This window comes from Paraburkholderia tropica (assembly GCF_014171495.1).
Taxonomy (GTDB): domain Bacteria; phylum Pseudomonadota; class Gammaproteobacteria; order Burkholderiales; family Burkholderiaceae; genus Paraburkholderia; species Paraburkholderia tropica.
In genome coordinates this window covers 1,127,576-1,141,692 of the sequence record NZ_CP049136.1, presented here as the reverse complement: position 1 = coordinate 1,141,692, position 14,117 = coordinate 1,127,576, and the positions used below count along the sequence as shown (strand labels likewise).

The window sequence follows — 14,117 nt, the reverse complement described above, 5'->3', positions numbered from 1 at the left end:
CTCATGCCGCGCGTTCGACGTTGCCCACTTCTTTGGACCTCGCACTTTCCGGCACACTTTCCGGCGCACTTTCGGGCGCGCCCTGCCGCGCGCAGCCGGCCGGCTCAGGCTCGTTGGCGATCAGCGCGAGCAGTTCGTCGTGATCCAGCATTTCCCGTTCGAGCAGACGCAACGCAATCCGGTCGAGCGCCTCGCGCCGTTCGGCGAGCGTCTGCACCACCCGTTCGTGCGCCTCGTTCAGAAGCCTGCGTACTTCGTCGTCGACGCGCTGCGCCGTATGCTCGCCGCAGCGCGGGCCGTCCGTGGCGCCGAGCGCATGTGCCGTCCCGGGCTGGTCGGCGCAATTCGCGAGGCCGATGCGCTCGCTCATGCCGTAGCGCGCCACCATGTGCCACGCCATGGCGGTCGCGCGCTCCAGATCGTTTTGCGCGCCGGTGGACACGTCGCCGAACACCAGCTCCTCCGCAACCCGCCCGCCCAGCAGGGCGTCGAGCCGGTCGAGCAGTTCGCTGCGCCTGAGCACGTAGCGGTCCTCGGTCGGCACCTGCTGCGTATAGCCGAGCGCGGCCACCCCGCGCGGAATGATCGACACCTTCTTGACCGGATCGCAATGGGCGCGGCTTTGCGCCACGAGCGCGTGTCCCGCCTCGTGCCATGCGATCGTCTGCTTTTCCTGCGCGTTCATGACGCGGCTCTTGCGTTCGGAACCCGCGAGCGCGCGATCGATGGCCTCGTCGAAGTCCGCCATGGCGACCGTCGCGCGGTCGGCTTCGGCGGCGTGCAGCGCGGCCTCGTTCACGATGTTGGCGAGGTCGGCGCCCACGCAGCCGGGCGTGCGCGCCGCCAGCTCATCCAGATCGACATCCGGTGCCAGCGGCACCTTGCGCGTATGCACAGCCAGGATCTGTCGGCGTCCGGTCAGGTCCGGACGGTCAATGGCGATATGGCGATCGAAACGCCCCGGGCGCAGCAGCGCGGGATCGAGTGTTTCGGGCCGGTTGGTCGCCGCCAGCAGGATGACACCGGCATTGGCCTCGAAGCCGTCCATTTCGACGAGCAACTGGTTGAGCGTCTGTTCGCGTTCGTCGTTGCCCGACATGAGGTTCGCCCCGCGCACCTTGCCGAGCGCATCGAGTTCGTCGATGAACACGATGCACGGCGCCTGCCGCTGCGCCTGCTCGAACAGGTCGCGTACCCGCGCCGCCCCGACGCCGACGAACATTTCCACGAACGACGAACCGCTGATGGAAAAGAACGGCACGCCCGCCTCGCCCGCGAGCGCCTTGGCGAGCAGCGTCTTGCCGGTGCCGGGCGCGCCGACGATCAGGATGCCTTTCGGTATCTTGCCGCCGAGCCGGCGATAGCGCTCCGGATGGCACAGGAACGACACGATCTGTTGCAGCTCTTTTTTCGCTTCGTCGATGCCCGCGATGTCGTTGAAGGTCGCGCCCGTGTCGCGCTGGACATAGACCTGCGCGCCGCTTCTGCCAATGCCCATGAAATCGCGCGCGCCGCCGCCCCGCCGCGACATGACCTGCCACACGATCACGAAGAGCACGAGCGGCGCGAGCCAGCCGAGCAGCGCGCTGCCCCAGTTGCTGTCGACTGCGCCGCTATAGCGCACGCCGGCGGCGCCGAGGCGGCCCGACAGCGCGTCGTCGGCGACACGGACCGTCGCAAAAGGATAAGGCGCCGGCCCGTCTCCAAAGCTCGCGGCCTCCGACGCAGGCAGGGTCGCCCTGGCGTGTTCCGAGCGCAGTTCGCCGGTGATGCGCGTCGGGCTGATCACGAGATTGTCGACCTGATGCGCGTCGAGCAGGCGCACGAAGTCGCTGTACGCCATCTGGGGCACGGAAGGCGTGGACCAGAACAATTGCAGCGCCACCATCAACAGCAGCCCGACAAAGAAAGCGATGCTGCCGTAATCGAACTTCTTCTCCATACTGAGCTCTCCCCTCGTTGCGCAGGGGCAGGCGTTCGGCGATCACGCCCCTGCCGATCTCGCGTGGTGCAGCGACGTGGCGGGGCGCGCCTCGCCGTCCGGGTACGTGGCTGTCAACGACGCGAGATATGCCATCCAGTCCGCCGACTGCGCGCCGGTTCCGGCCGGCGTTGTCGCCAGGCCCGGCGCACCCGTCAACCACACCTTCCGGGCGCCGAGCACCGTGTCGCGAAGCATCGCGCCATAAGACGCCTGGGTTTTCGCGGCGGCCACCATCCCTTGCCCCCACAAGGCCACGCACGCCGCAAGATACTCGCGCGTCATCGTTTGCCACGCCTGCGCGACGGCCCCCGTATCGTGGGTGCGCGCCTGCATCCATACCTCGCACAGGTGCTGCGCGGCAGTGCGGTCGCGATCGAGGCACTTCGCCTGGAACGCCAGCGCGGACGCGAGTTGATCGAAACCGATCTGCACCATGCGCGCGCCCATGTCCGACAGGAAAACGGGTTGAAGCGGCGTGTCTGGAGCAATAGGGCTCATGTCATTCTCCTGATCAATCAAAGCGTGCCGGATTCACGACGCACCAGGCCCTGATCCGTTCGTCGAATCCCATCCTTGTTCAATCTAGCGAACCGGTCCTCCGCAAAATTGACCTGCATCAGCCGAGATCAGCATCCGAAATAGCCACGATGGCGATCCCGCGTGCGCTGCCTTGCTTGATCTGCATCAGAGGCCGCCCTCGCGGCGCGCGCCAGTCTTCTGATTGCCCGATTGACTTCCCGCGCGATGCGCACCTTCGCCATGCCTTACGCAACGAACGACGATTTGCCCGCGAGCGTCCGCAATCATTTGCCGTCGCACGCACAGGATATTTTTCGTGCCGCCTTCAACCATGCGTGGGCCGCCCACGCATCGGACCCACGCCAGGAAGAAGCGGCGCGCCGGATCGCCTGGGCCGCCGTCAAGCGCCTCTATGTCCGGACGGGTACATCGGATACCTGGTGGGTGCCGCGCTGAAGGGTCGGCCCTGTCCGGGGCATGAAAGCGGCGTGAGGCGATTGCCACCCCTGCGCCGCCGCTCTTTTCAGCGAGTATCGGGGGCAACCGGGCCGTGCATGAGCCGCCCCAATTGAAAAGACGGCTAAGGCGTGATTTCGACCCCATGGGCGCGGCGCGACGCCTCGCCTGCCGGCACGACAAGGTCCGCATCGTGCGCCGCCTCGCGGGCCGCGACGGCACGCTTGATCGCCACGAAGCTGTCGGGGCTCACCGAAATCGAATCGATCCCGCATTCGACCAGGAACGCGGCAAACTCGGGATGATGCGCGGGCGCCTCGCCGCACAACCCGACCTTCGCCCCGCATCGATGGGCTTCTTCGATCACGGTGCGCACCATCCACTTGAGCGCGTCGTTCTGCTCGTCGAAAAGGCCCGCCAGTTGCGCCGAGTCGCGGTCCACGCCGAGCGTGAGCTGCGTGAGGTCGTTGCTGCCGATCGAGAAGCCGTCGAAGCGCTTCGCGAACTCCCGGGCGAGCACCACGTTGGACGGAATCTCGCACATCACATAAATCTCCAGGCCATCGCGCCCGCGCTCCAGCCCGTTCCCCTTCATGACCTCCAGCACACGGTCGGCCTCCTCGGGCGTACGGCAGAACGGGATCATCACGATGACGTTGGTGAAGCCCATGGTTTCGCGCAGGCGCCGGATCGCACGACATTCGAGTGCGAATCCTTCACGGTACAGCGGCGAGTAATAGCGCGAGGCGCCGCGAAAACCAAGCATCGGATTGGCTTCGCGCGGCTCGAACTGGGCGCCGCCCACGAGGTTCGCGTACTCGTTGGTCTTGAAGTCGCTCATGCGCACGATCACGGGACGCGGAAACTGCGCGGCCGCGATGCGCCCAAGCGCCCGCGAAAGGTGGTCCACGAAATAGGCCGTCTTGTCCGCGTAGCCCGCGCTGAGGTTGCGAATCGTGCGCTTTGCCTGTTCGTCCTTCAACTGGTCATAGTGAACCAGCGCCATGGGATGAACGCGAATCTGGTTGCCGATCACGAACTCCATGCGCGCGAGTCCCACCCCATCGGCGGGCAGGCGCCACCAGCGAAACGCCGCCATCGGATTCGCGAAGTTGAGCATGATGCCGGTACGCGTGGGCGGCAAGCTCGAGAAGTCGATCTCGTCCGCGTGAAAGTCGGCGATGCCCTCATAGACCTCACCTTCCTCGCCCTGTGCGCAACTCACGGTGACCTTCTGGCGGTTGCGCAGCACGCGCGTGGCATTGCCGCTCCCGACGATCGCCGGCAAGCCCAGTTCGCGGCTCACGATCGCCGCGTGCGAGGTGCGTCCGCCATGGTCGGTGACAATCGCCGACGCGCGCCGCATGATCGGCACCCAGTCGGGGTCGGTGGTCTGCGCGACCAGCACCGCGCCGTCCACGAAGCGCGCCATGTCGCGAGGCTGCTCGATCACGCAGACTTCGCCCGCGCCTATCGCCTCGCCGACGCTGACGCCCGAAAGCAGCTTCGGCCCGCTCCTGTCGAGATGCCAGGTCTTGATGCTTGCGGCATCGCGGCGCGACTGCACGGTTTCCGGACGCGCCTGCACGATGAAGAGCTCGCCCGTCGCGCCGTCCCGCGCCCACTCCATGTCCATCGCACAGCCATAGTGCGTCTCGATCAGACAGGCCCAGCGCGCCAGCTTCAGGATTTCATCGTCGTTGAGCACCCAGGCGCGGCGCTCGGCCAGCGAGGTCCGCACGCTCTTGGTCGGCTGCATGCGGCTGGGTGTGCAGATCATCTTGATCGCCTTGGCGCCGCACTTCTTGCCGACGATGGGCGCCAACGCAGGGTCTTTCAGCAGCGGCTTGAATACCTCGTATTCGTCCGGATCCACCGCGCCCTGCACCACGTTCTCACCGAGGCCCCAGGCCGCATCGATCAGGACGACGCGATCGAAGCCGGTCTCGGTATCGATCGAGAACATGACGCCCGCGCCGCCGAGGTCGGCGCGCACCATCTGCTGCACGCCCACCGACACCGCGACCTTGAGCGTGTTGAAACCCCTGGCCTGACGGTAGCTGATCGCCCGGTCGGTGTAGAGCGAGGCGTAGCAGCGCCGGCATGCGTCGAGCACGGCGGCGGCGCCGGACACGTTCAGGAAGGTCTCGAACTGCCCCGCGAAGCTCGCCTCGGGCAGATCCTCGGCGGTTGCGCTGGAGCGCACGGCAACGCTCAGCACGTCCTGGCCGCTCTGGCGGCTCAACTCCGTATAGGCAGCGGCGATAGCGTCCGCGATCGCCGCCGGCCATTCTCCTCGCAAGACCGCCGCGCGGATGCGTGTACCCGTTTCCGCGAGCGTGCGGCGCCCGGTCTCCAGATCGTCGAGCGCGGCGGCGATCACTTCATCGAGCCGGTTTGCCGCGACAAAGTCACGATACGCCTGCGCCGTGGTCGCGAAACCGGGCGGCACCTTAATGCCCTGTGGCGTGAGCCGCGCAATCAGTTCGCCGAGCGACGCGTTCTTGCCGCCGACACACCCGAGATCGGCGCGCGTGACTTCCGCGAGCCAGACCACGGCGGAAGAGGCGCCGGCGCTCACAAGGCACCCCGCACGAGCAGCACCGGGCAGTCGGTCACGCGCACACATTCCTCGGCGATACTGCCGAGAACGGCGCGTCGCACGCCGCGACGGCCATGCGTGCCGAGCACGACGAGTTGCGCGCCCACGCGCGTGGCGCAGCGGTTCAGGCAGTCCGCCACGCTGTCGGTGACGCTTTGCAGTTCCAGCAGCTCCGTCTCGCATCTCACGCCCGCGCCCTTTGCTTCGGCGCGCGCCACTTCAAGCACCCTGCGCGCGCCTTCGCGGTAGGCGGCGATCAGGTCCGCCGGCACGTAGGTCAGCCCCATGCCGAAGGGCGCCAGAATGTCGATCACATGCGCGACGTAGAGTTGCGCGCCTGTCAGGCGAGCGACGCGCAGCGCCTCGGCGAGCGCGTGTCTCGACGTCTCGCTGCCGTCGAACGCCACCAGAATCCTGTCATACATGTCGGCTCCTGAATCGGGATGTCACGCCCGTGTGGTCTTGCGTGCTTTTCATCATCGGGTTGGGCCGCGCCGCGGCATTGACTTGCGTCAAGAGACAAACGGGGCCGAACGGAGCGCGTGGCCGTGCGCATCCGGACGGGCGTTTGATGAACCTGGCGAGAGTCCGCAGCGTAGGCAGGCGAGCCGGCATCTTGCCGGCCCGCCATCGGGTCAACATCAGTTTTGTGGAAGCAATCAGCGATACGGACGGAGCCGCCGGCGACAGCCTGCTCTCGGGGGTGGCGTCGAGCTCCCGCGATTTCGCCGTGACGGACGCCTGTCGTCGTCCGGCGTGGAAGGACAAAGGCTCCACGGCGTTGCGCGCTGCTCAAATAGGCGACCGTGGTCGTGCCGCTGTGGCTTCGCCGGTCAGGCGCCGTCTGAACAGGCGCGGCAAGGCGTCAGGCCGCATCCCGGATGGCGGCGTGCAGCCGCTTCACTTCATCCGCGTCGCACAGCGCCGTGCCGCTCTTGAGCAGCGTGGCAGAGGCCGCAGCCTGAGCGAGACGCGCGGCATCCCGCAAGCTGTCGCCGCGACGCAGCGCCACCAGCAGGCCGGCCAGAAAACTGTCACCGGCGCCGGTTGCACTCAATACGGCCAAAGGCAGCGCTTGCACGCGCAGGGTTTCCTCGGACGAGACAAGCAGCGCGCCGCGTTCCCCAAGGTCAACGCAACGATCTGCGCGCGCTGCTCCTCGACCAGACGACGGGCGGCCGACAGCCAATCGGTTTCGTCGGCAAGCGGCTTTCCTGCCAGTGCGGCCAGTTCGCCGAGGCTGGGCTTCACGAGGTAGACACCCGCTTCGAGTGCGAGCGCGAGCGCCGGCCCCGATGTATCGAGCACCACGCGCGTGCCACGCAGATGGGCATAGCGGGTCAGATCGGCATAGGCCCTGGCCGGCAATCCGGGCGGCAGACTCCCGCTCAGCACGAGATAGCGCGGCGCGGGCATTAACGCATCGAGCACCGCGAACAGGGCCGCCCACTCATCGGCGTTGATCTGCGGGCCGGGCAGAACGAAGCGAAACTCGCGGCCCGTGGCGCGCTCGCTCACGGAGAAGTTCTCGCGCGTTTCACCCGCAATGCGCAGCCGCCGGCTGCTGACGCGCTCCGCCGTCAGCATCTGTTCGAGCTGGCTCCCGGATGAGCCGCCCGCCAGATAGAGAGCGAGGCAGTTCGCCTCCCTTCCGTCGAGCCGCTGGATCACGCGGGCGACATTGATGCCGCCGCCGCCCGGGTATCGGCACGCGGCGTCGCAGCGCAGCTTGTGCGTATCGACGACCCGCTCCACTGCCGTCGAGAGATCGACGGCAGGATTCAGTGTCAGTGTCACGATCTCGATCACCTGCGCCCCCCTTCCCTTGTGCAGGCGTTTGCCTGCGGTGTCCAGAAAATGCTTGCGGCAGTGTCAGCAGCGCCTCATTGGAACGCGCCCCGCTGCGCGACGTACTGAAGACGTGCCACGCAAACGGGCCGCTTCTATCGAATGCAAGGCGCTTCGACATAACCGCCGTCGACATACCTGCGCAAGCGGCGGACGACAACGTCGAAACCCTGCCCGCAATGCGCGCTAAACGCGACATCGCGAATCCATGAACGCCGGCCTTCACGGCCGCATCGTTTGCGGTACGACCAAAGTGGATCAATCAAACACGGGGATTCAAGGAGCCGGAGCGTCAACCAGCAGCAGTGGCGTCCGCGTGAGACGCGCGACCTCTTTGGCGACACTGCCGACCACCAGATGAGTCAGCCCCCCGCTGCTGTGCATCCCCATCACCAGCAGATCAGCGGCCCATTCCACCGCCTCCCGCACCAGCACGCGCGCAATGTCGTCGCTCGTTTCCGCCGCGCCGATGGTGGCCGTCGTCACGTTGTCCGAAGCCCGCTGGAGACACTGTTTTGCCGCGACCAGCGCTTTCGCTGCGCGCCCGACGTCCGGTGCATCGTGCGCCACTGGCCAAACGGGAGCCGGTGCAGCAACGTTCACTGCGCGCAGATGCGAGGCTCGCGTCGCGAGGCGCAGTCCATAGGCCATGCAATGTCGTGCGTCCTCAGCGGAATCAACCGCAAAGAGGATGCGTGTCGGCCGATCGTGTTCGGCTTGCGCCCCGGAAAGGGGGACGATCAATAGCGGACACCGGTGCAAACGCGTCAATGCCCCGGAGACGCTTCCTTCAAGCCATCGCAACCATTGCCGATGCTGCCGCGCGCCGACGACAAGCAGATCGGCCTGCCACGAAGCCGCCGACGTCACGATTGCGCGGCCGATATCGGTGTCGCGTCCGGGCAGTTCGATCGTCTGAGTCTCCGCTCGAATGCCGGCGCGCGCGAGATAGTCCGTCGCGTTCGCGAGCACGCGCTTCGCCTCGCGAACCCGTTCTTCCTGCAAGGAATCCAGAACCGGAATCGTGGCGCCTCCGGGCGGCAGAATCGACGCTTCGCCCACCACCACGCTAACGAGGCGGACGATGCTCCCAATCGGCGCGATGTCGCGAACGAACCTCAGCGCCTCGCGGGAAGCTTCTGACGAATCGATGGCGATGCATATTCTCAGCGACATGCGTCAAGTCCTTGAGATGTCCGCCCGACGGACTCGTGCGGTTTTACGCGGACTATCGCGCCTGTTTGCACAGGAGAATCACACCGCAGGTGTCGGGATCGTCAAGACGGAAAATCGCCTCTGATCCTCCGCGCGCAGGAACCTGCACCGCCTTCGTCGCACTCTGCGGGCCAAGATGAATTTCGATCTGGTAGCGGCCCGCGGGCAGGCGGACAAACAGGAACGGCCCTTCCGTGCGCACTCGCAGAACACGATGACGCGACATATTCCAGATGCTCACGTCGACATCGGACAGGAACGCACCCGACTTCGTCGTGAAGGTCATGCGCAGGTTGTACTGTTGAGCCTGCGCTCTGAACGCTTCGACTTCGGTTTGGCCAATGCCCCCTGTGATGTAGCTGATGCCGTTGTGCCGGACGGGTGCAGACGCCGGCATTGCGTCCACGCTTCCGGAAAAAACGACCAGTCCGGCAAAGAGGAGGAAGGCGTAAAAGCGGAAAAGCGTGAACATGAACGGGCTCCATTCGCTTGAACTGCGCCACGACCCGGTGCTCGGCGTGGCATCGATGAAGCAAGAATAGAAATGTCGCTCGAACGGCAATTGATATGCATCAATTGGCGCTGCCGTTCCTGTCACAAACTCGAACAGCGCGCCTCCTCCGCTCGCCCCGTCGCTCCGTGGCCGAACGTGGCCGGGGCGTGATCCATCGGCACGCTTGAAGAACCGACCGGTTGTTTGTATGGACACCCGTTGCGTTTCTAGGCGCCCTCATCGAGCGCGTGGAACAGTTCATCCTCCTGCGTACAGTGCAAGCGCACAATCGCGTCCAGTCCGTACAGTAGTCGCTGGAATTCCTGAATGCTGTCCGCGTCGGGGCCCTCGCTCGGTATCTCCGCCGTCATCTGTCCAAGCAGACGGGCAAGGCGAAATATTTCCCGATGCGTGCCGCTCATTGCCGCCATCGGATCTTCTCCACCGAGCAGGCGCGCGAGATCCGGATACACCTGCGCATCGTCGCGCTGTTCGTGCGGAACCAGCTCTCGGGACAGCGACGCGTTCACGCTCTCGAGCGCGCTTGCAATCGTCGTTCGCGGCAGTCGCGGTAACTCGTCCGCCAGCTTCCGGATCTGTTCGATCACCGGCCCGAGTTCGACGTGACCGGCTTTCAGACGGTCCGCATCGTCCCGCGCGAGACTACCGGTCGTCGCCGTGGCGCGTATCCGCAGCGCCCGCAGTGCATTCGCGATGACACCCACGTCGATAAGCTCCTGAACCATCGCGCCCGCCAGGGGCTGCAAATAGCCGAGGGCCGCAACCACCATGGCCGCAATCGAAAGCACCATGCCGGTCACCACGCTCTGCATCGCGATCCGTCGGGTACGGCGAGCCACTCTCAATGCCTCCACGAGGCGATCCAGGCGGTCTACGAGCAGCACGATGTCTGCGGCCTCCGATGACGCAGCGGCCCCGCGCGCGCCCATCGCGATCCCGACGTCGGCGGCCGCGAGTGCAGGAGCGTCGTTGATGCCGTCGCCGACCATGATGACCGTGCCTTGCGCTCGAGCGGCGTGGATAGCGGCGAGCTTGTCCGCGGGCGTTTGCTCTGCGCACACTTCGGTGACGCCGAGCATTGCACCGATGGTTTCGGCCACGTCGCGTCTGTCGCCGGTGAGCATGATGAGCCGCCGGATACCTTCCTGACGCAGCAACCTCAGCGCTCGTGGCGTCTCCAGGCGGATCTGGTCCGCCATCTGAATGGCGCCCGCCATGACACCGTCGACGCCCACGAACACGGCCGAGGCGCCTTCGCTGGCAACGCGCTGAAGGAAGGCCTTGCTCCAGGGCGCCGGCGTCGCGACCGTCGATACATAGGCAAACGAGCCGATCGCAACCACCTGACCGTCGATCTCCCCCGTCAGTCCCGCGCCGGGCTGTTCGACAACACGGGCTGGCACGGCAAGCGAGAGCTTGCGTTCGCGTGCGGCCGTGGTTACCCCCTGGGAAATCACATGCCCCGACGCTTGAGCAAGCGAAGCGGCAAACCGCAACACGCTGTCCGCCGTTGTCCCGGGATCCGTGACGACCGCGACCAGACGAGCATGGCCGCCCGTCAGCGTGCCGGTCTTGTCGAAAAACAGGATGCCTGCCTGAGCGAGACGCTCCAGCGCGCCGCCGCTTTTGACGAGTACGCCGCGCTTTGCGCAACGCGACATGCCTGAGACGACTGCCACGGGCACCGCGAGGATCAGCGGGCATGGGGTTGCAACGACGAGAACCGCCAGCGCCCGCTCGACGTTGCCGGTGACAAGCCAGCTCGCTCCGGCAAGCAACAGGGCGACGGGGATAAAAAGCAGTGCATAGCGGTCGGCGAGGCGCGCCGCGGGACTGCGGCCTTGCTGCGCTGACTGCACCATGCGGACGATCCCGGCAAACGTGCTATCGCTGGCTGCCGCTGCGGCCACCATTTCGAACGGCGCTCCCGCGTTGACTACGCCGCTGGGCACGGCCTCCCCGGGCGGGCGCGACTGGAGCACGGACTCGCCCGTGAGTGCGGATTCGTCCAGCTGCGCGTGGCCAGCGAGCGTGCCATCGACCGGTACAAACTCGCCGCTTCGCACCAGTAACCGATCGCCCGGAACAACGGCGTCCAACTCCACGCGAAGCCACTCGCCGCCTTCGAAGCGATTGGCGTAGTGCGGCGCGTGCGCGAGCAGCGCCGTCATTTCTCGTCGCGCCCGCTCGTGTGCATAGTGTTCGAGCGCGCGTCCACTCGCCAGCATGAGCGCGATCACCGCGGCGGTAAGGAATTCGCCGAGTGCCAGCGCAAAGCCTATGGCGAGCAGCGCGAGGACATCGATGCCTGCTTCGCGGCGCCGCAACGCCTGGAAAATGGAAATCGACAACGCCAGCAGGACCGGCGCTGCCCCGACGGTCCATACCGCGTGGGCGATCACGCCTCGGCCGAATGCCGTCAGCATGAGGCCGCCTATCAGACCCAGGGCCGTGATGAGCAGAAGGACGAAGTCGATGGAACGCAATAGACGTCGCATGGCGAAACCACCAGGTTCTCTCGAGGCAGATTGCGGTACGAATTTCCGGACGACTGTAAGGTGTGCCTGACACAGTGTATTAACCGGTTCTTAGCACCTCTTGACTGGCGTCAAACCAGGCGGGACGCCGACGACTCCGATCTGAATCCAGACTCGTTTGCAAACAGGCGTCCTTGCGACGAAACCCTGCGAGGTTCGCGCAGCGGGCGGTCTCTTAAGCGTTGGATAAGGCTTCTCGTGCAAGATACACGCTACACACGTTCCAAACTCTTCAAGGAGTGACGATGTCTGCCATCAAGCAAAACGGCGACGAGACCTACGGACTCGTTGCCCGACTTCTTCACTGGTCGATTGTCGTCCTGGTTGCTGCTCAATTCGTCGTGGCCTGGACGATGCCCGACGTGCACCGCGATACGCAACCGGTCGGACTCATTGCGTGGCACCTTGCGATTGGTACGGCACTCATTGCGGCCATGGCTGTACGGGTCGTCTGGCGCGTCACGCACAGGCCACCTCCGGGCACACTGCCGCCGCTGCTGGCCACCGTTTCTCGCTCCACGCACTTCCTGCTTTATGCCGCGCTGATTGCGGTTCCGCTGCTTGGCTGGGCCAACGCATCGTCGCGAGGGTGGAAAGAGACGGTCTTCGGCGCACTACCGTTGCCAGCGCTCGTGCCCACCGGATCAACCGCCGGACATGCGATGGGAGACATCCATGGCGCGCTCGCCTGGGCGCTGCTGGTGCTGATCGGCGTGCATGTCGGCGCAGCACTGTTCCACCGTTTCGTGCTGAAGGATAAGGTGCTACAACGGATAACCGGGTAATCGCCATCCGGTCATCGCGTCAACAGTTTGCCAATGGCTCGTTTCCTGCAAAAGGAACGAGCCGTTTTTCATTTAGTGCCTTTAATCGATCCTCGCTATTGCCTCGGCAGTTTGACATGCGTCACGCGTGGCGCCGCGGCGGAAAATCAGAATAAAAAACGAGAGGCCTGTCCGCTGAGAGATGCGCCGTGGCGACACGGTCAATCCTGTTTGTGGTGGTGCTGCTTGCCTTGTTTGGCGTATTCAGGTGCCCCGGGCGAGGTCCGCTGCCGATGAACAGGTTGTTGCCTGGCGAAAAATAAAAGCGGACAGCCGAGCTTCGGTTTCAGTGAAAACCTGCTCGATCAAAGGCAGCAGAGTATCGCCACTGTACTTCTGGGTAAAAACCCGCTGCCTTTTGCTCGCGAAGACCTCGAGCGTCGTGAGATAGATTGACTCCGAGCGCGTTATCGTGAGACTGCAATGCGTGACTTCATTAGCGAAGTGGAGCAGTTTTAAAAGGGCCTGCGCTGCCGCAGATTCGATTTCCCGCGTTTTCTCAAAGCCGACGCAGGCCACATCCATTCCGAGTCCCATATCCCCCCATACTATTCACCTTCGACTGGAAGGGTTTGCCCGAGTCTGTGCCTTTCAATTGCATAGCGCAACAACTGTTTCACGAAATGCACGCCGGCCAAAAAGTATACAGAATCCCCTCTGTATCGGACCTGGTTGCCTCGCCCATCTTCTGGCGATACAGTCTGAATCTACCCGCATAGTCGCGGAACCATGGAGCGCGTCATGATCAGGGTTGGCATAGCTGACGAACACGCGATCATCCGCGTAGGAATCCGAAGCGCGCTGGAATTGGCAGGCGGTTTCGACATTGTCGGCGAGGCATCGGACGGCGACGGGACGCTTCGTCTGGTCACACACGCCTCTCCAGACATACTGACTCTTGGTCTAGCAATGAGCGGCTTGCGCGGCGAACATCTGATCCGCGAAATTCGACGCTCAGTCCAATCTCCGAAAGTCCTGGTGGTGACGAAATACTCAGACCCTGGTGTTGCCCGCGAATGCCTCGCAGCGGGGGCTTCAGGTTTCGTGACGAAGAACAGTCCGGCACATGAACTGATCGCGGCGCTGCGGAAAATTGCTGGCGGTGGGGTATATATCAACCTTTCAGGTCGTATTGAAACGCAAGTCGATGCCGCAACATCGCGTGGACTTCCCCACGAGAGGCTAACAGCGACTGAAATGCGCATTTTTCAACGCATTGCGTGCGGGCAATCCGGAGTCGAAATAGCGACCAGCATGGATATCAGTCAGAAAACCGTCAGCACTCATCGCGCAAACATCATCAGGAAGATGGAACTTCGCAACGATATCGATGTTATCCGTTATGCGATTGCCTACAAGCTCGTGCCCGACGACGATCCATGAGGGTGACGCTGCTCTGGCTGAGCGCAGCACATGACCAGTCCCGCGCGACAAACTGATTCGCTTCAATCGGGTTCTTCGCCTTTATCTTCCGCCCACAATATTCAGGTTCCCTGAGCATTACGCAAGGGATGACCGGCGTGCTGTTGCCGTCGGGGCGATACGATCGTCGGAGGCTCCGGAATCGCGCAACACACGCAGCACGCGCGAGTCCAGCGTTCGTCGATGGAGGCGCGAG

The 14,117-nt window shown here is 64.5% G+C and carries 11 protein-coding genes and 1 pseudogene; 3 read left to right on the top strand and 9 right to left on the bottom strand.

What is annotated here, in order from left to right; translation table 11 throughout:
• Position 1 precedes the first annotated feature (1 nt).
• Both ftsH and G5S35_RS28600 read right to left on the bottom strand, forming a co-directional pair.
• Positions 2 to 1,942, bottom strand: a complete 1,941-nt coding sequence (gene ftsH, locus G5S35_RS28605; RefSeq protein WP_183039591.1) for an ATP-dependent zinc metalloprotease FtsH — start codon at positions 1,940 to 1,942, stop codon at positions 2 to 4.
• Between the two features lie 42 nt (positions 1,943 to 1,984).
• Positions 1,985 to 2,482, bottom strand: coding sequence for a hypothetical protein (locus tag G5S35_RS28600; protein WP_110328669.1), 498 nt, complete (start codon positions 2,480 to 2,482; stop codon positions 1,985 to 1,987).
• Between the two features lie 246 nt (positions 2,483 to 2,728).
• Between G5S35_RS28600 and G5S35_RS28595 the strand changes: the two genes are divergently transcribed.
• Entirely contained in the window at positions 2,729 to 2,959 is a 231-nt protein-coding gene (locus G5S35_RS28595) for a ChaB family protein (RefSeq protein WP_234774610.1), read from the top strand.
• 124 nt (positions 2,960 to 3,083) lie between these two features.
• On the opposite strand, the gene ppsA is transcribed toward G5S35_RS28595, so the two are convergent.
• From ppsA to G5S35_RS28565, 6 genes and pseudogenes are all read right to left on the bottom strand, one after another.
• On the bottom strand, positions 3,084 to 5,588 hold the full coding sequence (gene ppsA / locus G5S35_RS28590) for a phosphoenolpyruvate synthase (RefSeq protein ID WP_183039590.1): 2,505 nt from the start codon (positions 5,586 to 5,588) through the stop codon (positions 3,084 to 3,086).
• On the bottom strand, positions 5,537 to 5,986 hold the full coding sequence (locus G5S35_RS28585; protein ID WP_110328671.1) for a universal stress protein: 450 nt from the start codon (positions 5,984 to 5,986) through the stop codon (positions 5,537 to 5,539). Before G5S35_RS28585 ends, ppsA begins: the two co-directional genes overlap by 52 nt.
• A 440-nt stretch (positions 5,987 to 6,426) precedes the next feature.
• Positions 6,427 to 7,370 (bottom strand): annotated as a pseudogene (locus G5S35_RS28580) (1-phosphofructokinase family hexose kinase).
• 315 nt (positions 7,371 to 7,685) lie between these two features.
• Positions 7,686 to 8,585, bottom strand: coding sequence for a universal stress protein (locus tag G5S35_RS28575; RefSeq protein WP_183039589.1), 900 nt, complete (start codon positions 8,583 to 8,585; stop codon positions 7,686 to 7,688).
• A 52-nt stretch (positions 8,586 to 8,637) separates the two neighbouring features.
• On the bottom strand, positions 8,638 to 9,096 hold the full coding sequence (locus tag G5S35_RS28570; RefSeq protein WP_156773757.1) for a peptidase associated/transthyretin-like domain-containing protein: 459 nt from the start codon (positions 9,094 to 9,096) through the stop codon (positions 8,638 to 8,640).
• A gap of 248 nt (positions 9,097 to 9,344) precedes the next feature.
• Positions 9,345 to 11,636 (bottom strand): heavy metal translocating P-type ATPase, encoded by a 2,292-nt coding sequence (locus G5S35_RS28565; RefSeq protein WP_183039588.1) that lies wholly within the window; start codon positions 11,634 to 11,636, stop codon positions 9,345 to 9,347.
• A 284-nt stretch (positions 11,637 to 11,920) separates the two neighbouring features.
• On the opposite strand from G5S35_RS28565, the gene G5S35_RS28560 reads away from it, so the two are divergent.
• Positions 11,921 to 12,460 (top strand): cytochrome b, encoded by a 540-nt coding sequence (locus tag G5S35_RS28560; RefSeq protein WP_183039587.1) that lies wholly within the window; start codon positions 11,921 to 11,923, stop codon positions 12,458 to 12,460.
• A gap of 243 nt (positions 12,461 to 12,703) precedes the next feature.
• Here G5S35_RS28560 and G5S35_RS28555 read toward each other — a convergent pair whose 3' ends face one another.
• Positions 12,704 to 13,024, bottom strand: coding sequence for a hypothetical protein (locus tag G5S35_RS28555; protein ID WP_074986157.1), 321 nt, complete (start codon positions 13,022 to 13,024; stop codon positions 12,704 to 12,706).
• 216 nt (positions 13,025 to 13,240) lie between these two features.
• Here G5S35_RS28555 and G5S35_RS28550 point away from each other — a divergent pair, with 216 nt between their 5' ends.
• Positions 13,241 to 13,882: a response regulator gene (locus G5S35_RS28550; RefSeq protein ID WP_183039586.1), complete on the top strand. Its 642-nt coding sequence runs from the start codon at positions 13,241 to 13,243 to the stop codon at positions 13,880 to 13,882.
• Positions 13,883 to 14,117 lie beyond the last annotated feature (235 nt).